Here is a 14,264-nt window from a genome sequence, read left to right on the forward strand (position 1 = left end):
CGAGAGATGCAATGGATGGGGCACTGTCATCACACCCCAGGCCCGTCATGAGCTGTGCGCGGCCTGCCAGCACCCCGCCCAGCTACCGCCCGCTGCGGCGCCCCCGCAGCGGCCAGCGCTATCGGAAGGCTGACCACCCTGCTGCAACGCACGACCGACCCCGCCCTGCGCCGACAGATCCTGGAACGGGCCGACGACAAGCAGCTCGCCGACCTCGCAGTCCAGGGCGTGGTCACGGCAGCCCCAGGCCCGGCGACGGCTCTTCGGTCGGCTCGGTGGGCCGCCAGCGCGTTCATCTGACGGGTCATTTGGTGATGGCGATGGGCCCGTCCCATGCGTCCCGGTCCACGGTGATCGTGTAACCGCCCCGCGTCTCCTTGCTGTTGACCAGGTACTGGTGGCCGCGGCTGTGGTTGGTGTACTGGGAGGCGCCCCACGGCCAGTCCGCGGTGGTGGTGTACTTCTTGTCCCACAGGGCGTACCAGAGGTTGCCCTGCAGGTCGGTGCGGTTCTTGACGGTGGCGATGGCCTTGGCGCTGGAGCTGGTGAAGCCGTAGAAGCCGGCCCGGTACGTCTTGGCGCGCAGCGTCTTGCCGGAGGCCCTCACGTACGTCAGGACGGTGTTGTTGCACACCGTGTTGGTGGTGTCGTACCGCTGCCGAGCGCCGACGCCTTGGCCACCGCGTCTGCCGCGTTTTTGCTCGGCCGCCTCGGCCGCCTCGGGCGGCGTTGTCGGCGTCGTTGCAGTTGCGGGCCCAGCACTTGATGTCGTCGACGGGCTAGGAACGGGGCCGGGAGCGCATGAAGATACCGAGCGGCAAGGCCGTATGCTGCAGTGGGCGAGGCAGGCGCTGCTCATGCGTCGTATCCGTCCGTTGCAGCCGGGTGACCCCTTTCCGTATCAGGTACCCGACGAACGAGCTGGAGGTTGACCGGTGATCACTCTGACCGCAGTCGGAGGAGTGGCCCTGGTCGAACTGGGCATGGCGCTGACCCCGGGACCGAACATGATCCACCTCGCCTCCCGTGCGATCACTCAAGGCCGCAGGGCGGGCCTGGTCAGCCTCAGTGGGACCGCCATGGGATTCGTGTGCTATCTGCTGGCCGCGGCTGCGGGCCTGTCTGCGTTGTTCGCCGCCGTGCCGGTGGCATTCACGGTGGTCAAGCTTGCCGGGGCCGCCTACCTGGCTTACCTCGCCTGGGACATGCTCAAGCCCGGCGGCCGCTCGCCCTTCGCCCCGGCCCAGGACCTGCCTCCGGTTTCCGACGCCCGCCTGTTCTCGATGGGGCTGCTGACCAACCTGCTCAACCCCAAGATCGCTCTTATGTACGCCGCCCTACTGCCCCAGTTCCTGGACCCGCAGGCAGGCCCGGCCTGGGGACAACTGCTCCAGCTCGGTGGTGTGCAGATCGTCGTGGGCATCTCCGTGAACGCTCTGATCATGCTGAGCGCAGCGCGAGTGTCGGGGTTTCTGGCCGCCCGGCCCCGCGCCATGACCGCCCAACGGTTCACGGCTGGCGGCCTGCTCGGCGCCTTCGCGCTGCGCACCGCCCTGTCCCGCAGTGCTGTCTCCACCTGAGCCAGGCCCATGTCCCTGTGACACCAGTCCTGCTGTGAGCGCCGAGACGGAGACGTTGATGGCACCCGGGGCCGCCAGACCCCCAACCCACCACTCGCCCGCCCAGGCCGACCTGCAGATCGCGGAGGCCGTCAAGAGGCAAGGGATGGCTATGAGATCGTTCTCCGTCCAAGGGCGTCAGTTCATGGCCCTGATCATCCTGAGCGACCACAACGACTACGAGTCGATGGAAGTCGTCGAGATGATCGACGGCAAGCGGGGTGAGCTCCTGCTGGAGTTCCGCTTCGAGGACAGTTCGGCCCGGCTGAGCTACATCCGTCCGGAGATCGACATTCCTCTTCTCAGGGCTTCCCTGGACGTGTTCCGGGAGGAGTTTCTGGAGCCGAGGAAAGCGAGTGGCGTGCCGTGTCCGCCCTGGTGACAGGATGTGACGCGGGGCTCTGCCGGCCCTCGCGGGAAAAGTCGACGACAGCTTCCCCGGAGGGACCTCCGGGGAAGCTGTCCGTTGCGGGGCCCCATCCCCGGCTTACGGTGACTTTCGCGTGACTGCGCAGGCAAGACAGGACAGGAGGCAGGACGTGGAATTCAGCCAGCCGGACCGGCTTTTCAAGGTGTGGGACTACTCGGTCACACATCGGAGCCTGCTCTTGCGCAGCGACGCGCATCTCGGCCTTGAGGCCGGGCCGCGTATCGAGGTGTCCGCCGGCCATGTCGAGGTCATGTTCCTCCGCTCGACGATGAGGGGACTGACCATCCGTAAGGTCTCCTCCGCCGACGAGGTGGAGGCGGTGGCCGAGCGGTACGGCATCACCGAGCACCTGGACTACGTGTTCCTGCTGGAGTCCGCCGACGGACCGGGCCTCATCGTGTCGGGGGACCCGTCCTGGGCCATGGCCGACTGTCCCGTCGACGCACCGTCCCTGTTCTCCAGGGCAGGTGAGGTCGACCGCTACCCCGGCGGCATCATGGGGCAGATCGACTAGCACGACACCCTAAGAACGAAGCTCCCTGTCGACGTACCCCGCGACATGTCGGTGTGGGTACGGGTAAACGTGTAGCTCGCTGGGCCAGTTGGCACAGGTGGGGCCGGGGCCACCCGATCTCCGAGTGTCCGGCGTGCGGTACGCCGTCAAGGGCGCCCCTGCGGGCGTCGCTGCCGCGATGGCCCTCCGGGCCACCCTGGACCGCGCCCCGCACGCCTTGATGCAGGGGCGAGGGCGCTCGACTGTCAGAACCCGGGACCGTTGCCGGAGCAGAGCGGTGTAGGGCACTCGTAGGTCACAGTGCCGATCGGGTCGACGGGGTTCTCGAAGAATCCTGTGGTTTCGCGCCGGTGCAGGCGTTTCGGTTGGCCGCATTCCTCGCATGGCGGGCGGGGGAGTAGGCGCTTCTCAGATCGGTGGCAGGACTGCGGGAGTTCACTCATGCCGCGACCGTGACACGGTTCCGCTGCCTTGTCTGAGCCGCCTTCCCCCGCCGCAGGTCAGGCCATGTCGACGATCACGTAATTCGGCTCTGTCGGGGATCTTGTGACGTCATCTGCCTGATCTGGGCATCTACCAAGTGTGCGGTTCAGGTGGTTTGGGACGGTTGCTACCGTATTTAGCCGGTGTGGTGGTCGAGTCGATCGAGCGTGCGGTCGGAATGGTCACGTTCTGCGCTCACTCCGCCGTGCCGACGGCGAGGTGCCCAAGGTGCGGGGTGGTGTCGTGGCGTGTCCACGGCCGGTACGCGCGCCGGCTCGCTGACGCGCCCGTCGGCGGAGCCCCGGTGGTGGTCGAACTCATGGTGCGCCGGTTCAAGTGCCTCAATCCGCAGTGTCCGGCGGTGACGTTCGCCGAGCAGGTCGAGGGGCTGACCAGCCCGCATGCCCGGTACACGCCGCTGCTGCGCACGCTGCTCACGTCGATCGCCGCGTGTCTGGCGGGCCGGCCGGGTGCGCGGCTCGCGGCCGCGCTGCGCATCCGCGCCGCCAAGGACAAGTTCCTTGAACTCCTCCGCGGGTTACCGGAGTTACCACAGTTCAGCATGCGGGTCCTTGGGGTCGACGACTTCGCGCTGCGCAAGGGCGACTCGTACGCCACGATCCTGGTGGACCTGGAAGGACGTCGCCCGGTCGATGTGCTGCCGGGCCGGGACGCCGACCCGCTCGCCGACTGGCTGCGCGGCCATCCGGAAGTCGAGGTGATCTGCCCTGACCGGGCCGGCGCTTACGCCGAAGGTGCCCGGAGCGGGGCTCCCCAGGCCCGGCAATCGGCGGACGCCTGGCACCTGCTGCGCAACCTCGCCGAAGCGGTGGAGAAGACGGTCGGTGCCCATCACCAGTGCATCCGCAAGGCGTTCACGACACCCCCGGCCGTCACGGAGTCCGCCACGGCTCCCAAGGGGACGGCGGAGCCACCGCCGGAAGGATGTCGTTCGCCCCGCCGGACGGTACCGGGGACGTCCTCGGGCACCCGAGGCGGCTGGTGGCCCGCACCACCCAGCGGTACACGGCGGTGCAGCAACTCCTGTCCGAGGGCAAGTCCCTGGCCGCGATCGGCCGCCAACTGCGGCTGGACCACTCGACCGTACGGCGCTTCGCCCGCGTCCGGAGTCTCGACGAACTGCTGGTCAAGGCCACCAACCGGGCATCGATCCTGGACGAGCACAAGCCCTGCCTGCACAGGCGCTGGCGCGAGGGCTGCCACGACATTCCGCAGCTGCACCGCGAACTGCGCGCACGTGGCTTCACCGAAGACATCCAGTGCGTCCGCCGCTACTTCCGCCCCTTCAAAGAGCCGCACAGTCCCAGGCCGAAGAACCCGCCCGCGCCTGCTCCCGAGCTGCGGCCCGCCCCGAAACCCCGGCGCGTCGTCCGCCGGATCGTCGTCCGCTGGATCATGGCCAACCCCGGACACCTCGCCGAGACCGACGCCGCCGAGCTCAAAGAGATCCGGGCCGCCTGCCCACACCTCGACGCCACCGCACGCCACGTTCGCGACTTCGCCGACATGACGCGCGATCTGCGGGGTGAGGAACTGCCCGCATGGATGGACCGCGTCCTCGCAGACGACCTACCCGCCCTGCATTCCCTGGTCAACGGCATGAAGAGGGACCTGGACGCGGTCACCGCCGGCCTGTCCACGCCCTGGAGCTCCGGCCAGGTCGAGGGACACGTGACCAGAGCCAAGCTCCTCAAGCGCATGGGCTTCGGCCGGGCCAACCTCGACCTCCTCCGCAGACGCATCCTTCACAGCCCGTGACCGCGCCGACGTCACAAGATCCCCGACAGAGCCGAATCGCATGACCGTCGACAAAGGACGAGGCCATGGGATGAACCTAGGGGACGGAGCCGTCCGAAGGCTTCCCGTTTCCATGCCTGTTCAAGGGGCCAGTTCGTTGCTGCAATCTGTCATTGGCGACCGACAACTCCCCTACCTCGTCATCTCCTTCGGCGCGTCTGCGGTAGCAGATGAGAGTGCAGGCGATGCTGGTGAACCGGCTGGCGTCTCGCCTGGACCGGCTCGGGAACCGTTGCCCCGGACCCTGCGTGACCTCTTGACGTGTTGTTGGCTGGTGATGGGGAGACCCGAATGAGAGCTCGGACGATGGTGAGCGTGGCGGTATCGGTCTGTGTGGCGCTGGTGGCGTGCGCGTGCGGTCCGGAGAAATCGAAGGAGGACACGGACGCGAAGCCTTCGCAGCCGTCCGCGTCTACACAGGCCGAAGAGCCGTCGGCCACGCCGTCCGCGTCCGCTCAGACCGAGAAGCCGTCGGCCGAGCCGACCAGCGACCAGCCCGCACCCAGGACGAAGGAGCGCGCGATCCAGCGGTACGAGCAGTACCTCCATGCCCTGGGCCGTGAGGACATCAACACGGTCTGTGAAGTGGCCGGGCCCGCCGCGAAGAAGGCACAGGACCAGGGGTTGGGCCCGTGCACGTCGACGTACTCCGTCGTGTTCCAGATGATCTCGACCGCGCAGAAGAAGGCCCTGCAAACCGCGACAGTCGACCCGCAGCGCATCGCCGTGCGCACGCCCGACAAGATCGAGATGCCGGTTGAAGCAGTCAGGGCTTCCGCAACCTTCTCCGAGAGCGACCTCGGCAGCTACACCCTGGAGTACCTCAAGAACGATTGGTACATCACCGACTGAACCCGACGCGCCGTACGCGGAGCCGCCCGCTGGACGGCTCCGCGCGCACGCCACCCGGTGGCCGGTCGACCGGCCACCGCGAGCCTGGTGGTCGCCGATTGTCGTTTCCCGGACAGTCTCCTACCGAGTGAGCCTTCCGCCGAGCCCGTGCACCACACGTGTTGCACCCGTTATGGCCGTCCTGACCGCTTGACTTGGCGACTGCATCGCAGAGGAAGAACGGCAGCGGAGGCAACTCAGGGCATTCGCCGGTCAGTGGCCCCCAAGGGTTCGCCGGGCCGTGACGGTGACTCCCGAACTCATCGACATTGATCAAGCAACGGGGCTAGCGGAAGATCGTCCCCATCCACGACCGCAAGCTGAGATCAGCTGGATGAACCGCCGGATGCAGGCCCACATGTCCGATGGTCGGGTAGGAGGGCCGGGCGCCCTGGACCTCCTACCCGCTTTCAGATGATCAGGCGGTGGGTGCCAGTGCGATCAGGATCGACTGGAGGTCGTAGTTACTGCCACTCGGGGCCTGCAAGTAGGCGCCGCCGTACCGCGTGACCGCCGTCGGCGACTTCAGCTTGCCGTCGTACAGCGACATGTCCGAACCGTTCGCGCTGGCCGGGTCATTGCCCTGCGACGGTGCACCGTCGGCCGATGTCGAGCCGGCCGAAGGCTTCGAGGACGAAGCCGGCGTGCCGGTCGGCACGTCCGCGCCGGTCGCTGCGTCCATCAGCACCGGCTGGGCCTCGGTCTGGGCGTAGACGATGCCGTGGAAGGCCGCGGTGACCGCCGGGATGACCCGGCTCGCCGACTTGTCGGTGTACTCCCAGGTCTTCTTGCCGGTGGTGTCGTCGAAGCCGATGATCTCCTTGCCGCCGGACTCGCCGGACGTGCAGACCACAGCCTTGGCCTGATCGCCCCAGCAGGTGAAGGCGCTCACCTGCTCGTCCACAACCTGTGACTTGGTCTGTACGACGGCGCCGCTGGCGATGTCGACCGAGTACAGGGCGTTGTTGTACTTGTCGTCGCCCGCGTACGAGTTGGAGGCGAGGTAGGCGCGCTTGGAGCCGCTGCCTGCCGCGTTCAGGTAGTCCTGCTTGGTCGGGGTCTGCTTGGTGATCTTGCCGGTCGTACCATCGGCGATCACGATCGTCCCATCGGCCGCACCCTCCTGGTTGCTGCCCTTTGCGCCGGCGACGACACCGTTCAGCACGCCCGCTGGGGTGACGAACGGGATGACGGTCGACTTCTGGGTCTTCGGGTCGGCATAGACCGTGAACACCTCGCCACCCTTTTTTGGCGGCCTCCTCGCCGGCGGCTCCGACACCGACGACGATCTGCCCGGTGGCGGCGTCGTATGCCTGGCTCACCACGTTGTCGCCGTCTTGGCCGGCGCCGAGGGCCGGGGTGAGGTCCGCGGTGACCTCGGCAACCTTCTTACCGTCGGTCGCATTGAGCCACTGGAACACCACCTGCCCCTTGGCCTTCTGGGTGCCTTGGCCCTTGTCGTTCTGAACATAAGCGATCGCTACGACGTCCTTGCCATCCAGCTGGACGCCCATCGGTGCGGTCACGTCCAGCGTCTCGGTAGTGGACGCCGTAGCGGACGGGGCGGTCCACGGCGTGACTTGCGCGGCGATGTCGCGGCCGGTGACACCGGTGAGTCCCGCGATCAGAGAGGTCTGGCCGACCATGCCGGCCTGGAGCGTGTACTCATTGTCCTTGGCCGTGCGCTCGACCCCGAACGCCGACATCGCGACGAATGCCTTGGGTGGGTCGAAGGAGGCGGCTGTCGGCGCCGACGGTGCGGTGGCGGTGGCGATGCCGACAACGGCCATCGGACCCGGTGGGTCAGAACTCGACCGCCCAAGCTGGGTCAGGATTCAGCCGCCGCCGACACAAGGCAAGATCGCGATCTACGGCTGGAGTATTAGCTGCGGCCCAGTGCTGGTCGCCGGCCCGGGACGGCACCGCAAAGTCAGGATGTGGGAGCAGCTGCGACTGCTTCGGTCGGCTGGGCGGCCAGTCGGCGTGTGGCGAGATCGGCGTAGAGGGCAGCGCCGTCACACAGTACGTCCTCGTTGAACTCGGCATACGGGGAGTGGTTGTTCGCGACCGTCGCGGGGTCCGCGCCGCTTGGGGCGGCGCCCAGCATGACCAGGGCGCCGGGTACCTCGCCCAGGATACGGGAGAAGTCCTCGGAGCCGGTGAGGGGATGGGCGAGCGGCTGGAAGCGGTGCTCGCCGAACGACTCGTTGACGGTGGACTCGACGAAGGCGGTCTCGAGCGCGTCGTTGACCGTCATGGGATAGCCCGGGTTGAAGTCGACCTCGGCGCGCAGGCCATGGGCGGCGGCGATCTGGGTTACGAGGGTGACCACCGCGTCCTTCATTCTTGCCTGTGCCTGTTTGGAGAAGGTGCGCACGGTGGCCTCGAAGCGCGCGGTTTCGGGGATCACGTTGCGGCGGGTGCCGGCGTGGAAGGAGCCGACGGTCAGGACGACTGGATCGAACGGATCGCAGGTCCGGGAGATCATCGTCTGCAGCGCGGTGACCATTTCGCATGCCGCCGGCACGGGGTCCTTGGCGCGGTGCGGGGCGGAGGCGTGGCCGCCTTCGCCGATGACGGTGACGTCCAGTGCATCACCGCCCGCCATCGTCGTTCCGCTGCGGGCCAGGAAGACGCCGGTGGGAAGTCCGGTGGTGAACACGTGCAGTGCGTAGGCGGCGACCGGCCGAGGTCCGGCCGCGTCCAGGATGCCTTCGGCCAGCATCGCACCGGCTCCGTCGTGCCCTTCCTCGCCGGGCTGGAACATCAGCACCACGTCTCCGGCGAGGTCTTGGCGGCGAGCGGAGAGCAGGTGGGAGGCGCCGATCAGCATCGTGGTGTGCAGATCGTGGCCGCAGGCGTGCATGGCGCCCGGCGTCGCGGAAGCGAAGTCCGCACCGGTGCGCTCGGTCACCGGCAGGGCATCCATGTCCGCCCGGAGCAGCACGGCCGGTCCCGGCTGTCCTCCGCGCAGCACCGCGGTGACCGAGGAAAGCCGGCTGCCCGTGGAGATTTCGAGCCCAAGCCCGCCCAGTGCTGCCAGCACCTTCTCCTGGGTGCGGGGAAGGTCCAGGCCGATCTCGGGTTCGGTGTGCAGGCTGCGACGCAGCCGGATCAGGTCATCGCGCAGCTCAGTCGCTTTTTCACGGGTCGCCATGACAGCGAGTGCACCTCTCTGGGGGCTGGGCGTGGTGCCGAGCGGCGGTTGTCCCCTTGGATCGACAGCCGGGCGACATCAGTGCCGAAATGTTCGGGATCGTTCACACGGTGAGAGCTGATGCAGGATGCGTTGGGCCTTGGTGAGGCTGAACTGCCGGGAGGGACGCGGTCGCTCAGCTTCGCAGCGGTTCCGCCAGCCGTCCCAGCAGTCCGGCGACCAGTGCCGTCTGTGCGGGCACGGTGTCGGGGTAGATGAACTCGCCCTGGGCATGGGCGCAGTCGCCGACCGCGCCCATGCCGCACAGCACCGGCAGTCCGAGGGCGGCGACGAAGTTGGCATCGCTGGCGCCGCCGACGGCAGTGTCGGTCAGATCGCGGCCCTGTTCGCGGGCGACCTCGCGGGCGAGGTCGAGGAGCGCGGCGGAGGCGGCGTTCAGGGTCATGGGTGGCCGGTTCCAGTCACGGACGATCTCGATGTCCACGCGGGCGTCGCTGACCTTGATGGCGTCGAACTCGGCGTCGACGCGATCCTGTTCGGCCTGACTGGTGACCCGGATATCGATGCTCGCGGTGGCGTGGCCCGCGACGACGTTGGTGCCGCTGCCGCCCTTGAAGAGACCGGTGTTGACCGTCGTGCCCTTCTCGGGAGCGGCGACGGCCGCGGCGGCAATCACGAACTCGGACAGCGCGATGATCGCGCTCGCCCCGTCCTGGGGCGCGAGCCCGGCGTGTGACTCGACTCCGGTGGCCGTGACCTTGAAGATCCCGGCGCCCTTGCGGGCGGTCTTGACGGAGCCGTGCGCGGTCGGCTCCAGCACCAGTGTCACGTCGGCCTTCTTCGCGACGTCCTCGATCACTGGGCGCGAGGACAGTGAGCCGATTTCCTCGTCGCCGTTGAAGAGGAAGGTGACGGTGGGCACGGGGGCGCCGCTCTCGCGAGCCAGCTTCAGAGCCCAGATGCCCTGGGCCAGGCCGGTCTTCATGTCGAAAATGCCGGGGCCACTGAGCCTTGGCCTCCCGTCGGTGGACGGTGCCGGGTGCTCCCATCCTGCGAGGGTTCCCGTCGGCCACACGGTGTCGTAGTGGCCGACGAGCGCGACGTGCCCAGGGCCGGAACCGGTGTAGGTCAGGGTGAGGATGTCGCCGCACTCGCCGCACTCGCCGCCGGGGTAGCGGTGTTCGTGGTCGGGCTGCCCGAGCCGGTGGACGGTCAACTCGCGCAGGAGGTCCAGGCCCGCCGCGAGGCCGGGCAGGTCGTAGCTGCTGGTCTCCTGGCGGACGAGTGCCAGGATGTCGGTGACGATCTCCTGCGAGACCTCCTGGGCGAGGGCGGCGAGGGCGTCAGCGGGGGATGCGGTCATGATCAGCTTTCTCGTACGAAGGTGGGGGTGTGCGTGATGGAGGGGCGGGTCAGCTGACGCCGAAGGGGATGCCGAGGAGGTACCAGGCCACGAAGAACGCGATCCACACGACCCAGACCACGGCAGCGATCGGGATGGTGAAGGAGGCCAGGGTGCCGATGCCGGCGGACTTCTTGTGCTGCTGGATGAAGGCCACTGCCAGCGCGAAGTTCGGGCTCATCGGGGTGACGCAGTTGGTGACTGAGTCGGCGACGCGGTAGAGGGCCTGGGTGGTCTCGGGCTCGATGTCGATGAGCATCAGCATGGGCACGAGGACCGGCGCGGCCAGCGCCCACAGGGCAGAGCCGCTGGTGAGGATGAGGTTCATGAACGTGATCAGCACGGCGATGCCGACCAGCACGACCCAGCCGTTGAGGTGCAGGTCGCGCAGGGTCTCCGCGCCCGAGATGGCCAGGACGCTGCCGATGTTCGTCCACTTGAAGTAGGCGAGGAACTGGGAGATCGCGAGGAACAGGACGAGGATCGGTGCGTAGGTGCGGGTGCCCTCGACCAGCGCGTCGATGATGTCGCGGGAGGCGCGGAAGGTCCCGGTCATGCGGCCGTAGACCCAGCCGAGCAGAACGAAGAACACGAACAGCACGAGCGACATGCCCGTGAACAGCGGCGATTCGACGATGGAACCGCCCTCGCCGCGCAGCGGTGAGGACGCCGGTGCGGTCGCCGCCACCAGGAAGGCAAGGAAGCCGAGCGCGACCAGTCCGGTCACGCGCAGTGCGCGCCGCTGCTGCGGGGTGATGTCGATCGACTTCCGCTCGGCGTCGTCGAGCTTCGCGGCCGGCTCGTCGGCCTCCAGGCCGGGGCGTCGTACGAGGAACTTGTCGACGACGATCGTGATGACGAGGGCCACGAGGACCGATGAGGCGAGTCCGAAGAAGTAGTTGGCGACCGGGGTGACGACGTAGCTCGGGTCGACGGTCTGGGCGGCGGCGGTCGAGATCGAGGACAGCAGTACGTCGGTCGTGGTCAGCGACGGGGAGGCGTCGTAGCCGGCCGAGATGGAGACGTAGGCGACGATGCAGCCGAGGACCGGACTGCGGCCCGCCGCTCGGTAGATCAGCCCCCCGAGCGGGATGAGGGTGACGTAGGCGGCGTCACCGGCGACGTGGGCGACCATCGCCGTCATCGACAGCGCGAAGGTCAGGTACTTGCCGGGCACCCGGGCGACCATGCGGTGCAGCAGGGCCGTGAACAGACCGCTCGCCTCGGCGACGGCAATGCCGAACCCCACGACGAGGATCGTGGCCAGCGGCGGGAACGTCGCGAAGTTCGTGTCGGCGTCCTCGATGATCATCTTGATCCCGGAGCCGCTGAGCAGGTTCTGCACCGTGACGCTCTTGTGTGTCCCGGGGTCCACGGCGCTGACACCGGCCGCCGCCAGCACCGCGCTGAGCACGGCGACGACGCCGGCGAGGATCCAGAACAGCCAGAACGGATGGGGGAGTTTGTTTCCGATCTTCTCGATCGCGGCCAGGCTCCGGAACGTGGCGCGCAGGACTCTGGAGCGGGACTCGGTCGGCTGGGGCTGGGCAGAGGTGGCAGTCATCGGTACACCTTCACGTCGGGGACGAGCGTCTCGGGCGTGCGGACGGTGCTCCTCACAGCCGGGCATGCCGGCAGGCGGGTATGAGGGCACGAGAAGAGAAGCGACGGCGTGGATGAGAGGGCATCGCACGGTAAAGGGGTAAAAGGGGCAAGGGTAAAGAAGGAGAGCAGCGGCGCTGCACGTGGGCCGTCAGTTGTGGCAGGCGCCGTTGCCCGTCATGCTCGTGATCATCTGAAGCCGCACACGGTCGAGGTGACGCTCCATCAGTTCTGCCGCGCGGTCGGCCTGGCCTTCGGCGATGGCCTCCGCGAGCTCCTCGTGGTCGGCCAGCGAGGCGTCGGAGTGCGACGCGGGTACGTCCTGCCGGCTGCGGACCACGATGATCTGCTGGTGCACCCGCCGCACCTGCTCGGTGATGCGCGGGCTGCGGGCTGCGTCGAGCAGCGCGCGATGGAAGTCGAGGTCGGGCTGGTGGACGAACTGCCGGCCCGCGGCGAGGACCTTCCTCGACCGCTCGCAGGCGCGGCGCAGCGCGGTGATGTCCTTGCGGTCGCGCCGTACGGCGGCCAGGCGGGCCGCGGCGGTCTCGAGCGCCGAGCGCAACTCGAAAAGCGCCTCCACCTCATCCGGCTCGGCCTCGAACACGACAGCACCCTTGTTGGGCCGGTGCACCAGGAGGCCCTCACTGACGAGCTGACGGATCGCCTCACGCAGGGGTCCCCTGCTGATGTCCAGCTCGCGGGCGAGCTCAGCCTCGTTGATGCGCGTGCCGGAGGCGATCCGGCCGCTGAGGAGACGTTCGCGAAGCGTCTCGACCATCTGGACGGCAAGGCCCCGCTGAAGGGTGTCAGGCATGTGTGCTTCCCGTCCGTTCAAGGCTCGCCGTACAGCGCCAAAGTGTTAACAGATGACAGTGCACAGGGACGGAGCGGCGTCTGTCAATACCCTCAGGCGGCATAGACTCGAACGCGCATGAAGTGATAACTGTTAACAGTTTGAGTCGCCCGGACGGCCCGGCCGAAGAAGTGGGGAGCGCGTTGTGCATGCGGTGGTGGCGGAGGTATGGCGTGGAGACTTCCTCGAGTCGGTGCACCACGGCACGGTCCACGCGGCCGGGCCGGACGGGCAGACCGTGCTGAGCATCGGCGAGCCGGACCGTCCCATGTATCCCCGGTCGGCCAGCAAGCCCCTCCAGGCACTCGGCATGCTCCGCGCCGGACTCGACCTGGACGGCGAGCTGCTGGCGCTGGCCTGTGCGAGCCACTCCGGCGAAGCTTTCCACCTCGACGGCGTGCGCAGGATCCTCAAGGACGCCGGGCTCTCCACCGGGGCACTGCGGTGCACGGCCGCGCTGCCCATAGGCGAGGCAGCACTGCGCGACTACCTCGCAGGCGGCGGCGTCCCCACCCCGCTGACGATGAACTGCTCCGGCAAGCACGCCGCGATGCTCGCCACCTGCGTCGCCAATGACTGGAACACGCGGACATACCTGGACCCGCACCACCCGCTGCAGCGCGCACTGCGCGAGACGATCGAGGACCTGGCCGGCGAAAAGGTCGCCGCGACCGGCGTCGACGGCTGCGGAGCCCCGCTGTTCGCCATCGGCTACCGGGGTCTGGCCCGGGCGTTCGCCATGCTGGCCACGGGCCATGAGGGCTCGCTGGAGCAGCGAGTTGCCCGGGCGATGAACACGTACGCCGAATACGTCGGGGGAACCGGCCGGGATGTCACGCGGCTCATGGGCGCAATCCCCGGATCGGTCGCCAAGGAGGGCGCGGAAGGCGTCTACGCGGTGGCCCTGCCCGACGGCTCGTCCGTCGCCCTGAAGATCGCCGACGGGTCCACCCGGGCCCTCTCCGTCGTCATGATCGCCGCACTGCGGCGGCTCGGCGTCACCACGGACGCCGACGACGTCCTCACCGAGCTGGCCATCACCCCGGTACTCGGGCACGGCAAGCCGGTCGGCGCGATACGCGCCGCACAGATCCTGCTGGAGTAGTCATCGACCACGCCCCTCGCCTGCCCCTCTGCCCCGACCGGGGGGCGTCCAGCCGACGAGGGAGTCGGTGCAACCGCCGTCGGCCCAGACGATGGTGATGTCGCGATGCAGGCGGCGCAGCCGTCTCAGCAGGCCCGCCGCGGCGTCCCGGTCACCGATGTTCGCGGCGGTGACCGGGACGACCAGGAGCAGGCCGAGCGTGTCGGTCAAGATGTGCCGCTTGCGGCCCGGAACCTTCTTCCCGCAACAGGGCCTCCGGGAACGCTCGGAATGGGGTCGCACCCCCGCGCTACCAGGAGGCCCTAATCCGTTGCTAAGGGCGTTCCGAGGGAGCGGTTGGTTCTCGGGATGTTCAGGTGCCGGACCGCGACACCTCGTGGCTGCCGG

12 protein-coding genes and 2 pseudogenes are annotated in these 14,264 nt (G+C 68.3%); 7 read left to right on the forward strand and 7 right to left on the reverse strand.

Features of this window, described 5'->3' with window-relative positions; genetic code table 11:
- Window positions 1–304: 304 nt before the first annotated feature.
- Window positions 305–652, reverse strand: a pseudogene (locus OP79_RS46300) (glycoside hydrolase domain-containing protein); the annotation flags it as partial.
- A 283-nt stretch (window positions 653–935) separates the two neighbouring features.
- Between OP79_RS46300 and OP79_RS46305 the strand changes: the two are divergent.
- From OP79_RS46305 to OP79_RS46325, 6 genes and pseudogenes are all read left to right on the forward strand, one after another.
- Window positions 936–1,580 (forward strand): LysE family translocator, encoded by a 645-nt coding sequence (locus tag OP79_RS46305; RefSeq protein WP_033329226.1) that lies wholly within the window; start codon window positions 936–938, stop codon window positions 1,578–1,580.
- A 151-nt stretch (window positions 1,581–1,731) separates the two neighbouring features.
- On the forward strand, window positions 1,732–2,001 hold the full coding sequence (locus OP79_RS46310; protein ID WP_157857511.1) for a hypothetical protein: 270 nt from the start codon (window positions 1,732–1,734) through the stop codon (window positions 1,999–2,001).
- Between the two features lie 157 nt (window positions 2,002–2,158).
- Window positions 2,159–2,563: a hypothetical protein gene (locus OP79_RS50865; protein WP_051745711.1), complete on the forward strand. Its 405-nt coding sequence runs from the start codon at window positions 2,159–2,161 to the stop codon at window positions 2,561–2,563.
- Between the two features lie 661 nt (window positions 2,564–3,224).
- Window positions 3,225–3,857, forward strand: a pseudogene (locus OP79_RS58775) (ISL3 family transposase); the annotation flags it as partial.
- A gap of 134 nt (window positions 3,858–3,991) precedes the next feature.
- A complete protein-coding gene (locus OP79_RS57690) occupies window positions 3,992–4,825 on the forward strand; it encodes a transposase (protein ID WP_051745716.1) in 834 nt (277 codons plus the stop codon).
- Between the two features lie 330 nt (window positions 4,826–5,155).
- Complete coding sequence (locus tag OP79_RS46325) at window positions 5,156–5,716, forward strand: hypothetical protein (RefSeq protein WP_033329228.1); 561 nt, start codon at window positions 5,156–5,158, stop codon at window positions 5,714–5,716.
- A gap of 457 nt (window positions 5,717–6,173) precedes the next feature.
- Here the strand turns inward: OP79_RS46325 and OP79_RS46330 are convergent, their stop codons facing one another.
- The 5 genes from OP79_RS46330 to OP79_RS46350 form a co-directional block, all read right to left on the reverse strand.
- On the reverse strand, window positions 6,174–6,989 hold the full coding sequence (locus OP79_RS46330) for a PQQ-binding-like beta-propeller repeat protein (protein ID WP_033329229.1): 816 nt from the start codon (window positions 6,987–6,989) through the stop codon (window positions 6,174–6,176).
- Window positions 6,990–7,685: 696 nt separating this feature from the next.
- Complete coding sequence (locus OP79_RS46335) at window positions 7,686–8,912, reverse strand: M20 metallopeptidase family protein (RefSeq protein ID WP_033329230.1); 1,227 nt, start codon at window positions 8,910–8,912, stop codon at window positions 7,686–7,688.
- A 175-nt stretch (window positions 8,913–9,087) separates the two neighbouring features.
- On the reverse strand, window positions 9,088–10,275 hold the full coding sequence (locus OP79_RS46340; RefSeq protein ID WP_033329231.1) for a M20 family metallopeptidase: 1,188 nt from the start codon (window positions 10,273–10,275) through the stop codon (window positions 9,088–9,090).
- A 49-nt stretch (window positions 10,276–10,324) separates the two neighbouring features.
- A complete protein-coding gene (locus OP79_RS46345; RefSeq protein WP_033329232.1) occupies window positions 10,325–11,878 on the reverse strand; it encodes an AbgT family transporter in 1,554 nt (517 codons plus the stop codon).
- Between the two features lie 189 nt (window positions 11,879–12,067).
- Entirely contained in the window at window positions 12,068–12,733 is a 666-nt protein-coding gene (locus OP79_RS46350) for a GntR family transcriptional regulator (protein WP_033329233.1), read from the reverse strand.
- 184 nt (window positions 12,734–12,917) lie between these two features.
- Here OP79_RS46350 and OP79_RS46355 point away from each other — a divergent pair, with 184 nt between their 5' ends.
- Complete coding sequence (locus OP79_RS46355) at window positions 12,918–13,877, forward strand: asparaginase (RefSeq protein WP_033329234.1); 960 nt, start codon at window positions 12,918–12,920, stop codon at window positions 13,875–13,877.
- On the opposite strand, the gene OP79_RS58780 is transcribed toward OP79_RS46355, so the two are convergent.
- A complete protein-coding gene (locus OP79_RS58780) occupies window positions 13,878–14,159 on the reverse strand; it encodes a transposase (protein ID WP_425428691.1) in 282 nt (93 codons plus the stop codon).
- Between the last annotated feature and the right edge of the window lie 105 nt (window positions 14,160–14,264).

Source organism: Streptomyces yerevanensis, assembly GCF_000716805.1.
In the GTDB taxonomy this organism is placed as follows: Bacteria; Actinomycetota; Actinomycetes; order Streptomycetales; family Streptomycetaceae; genus Streptomyces; species Streptomyces flaveus.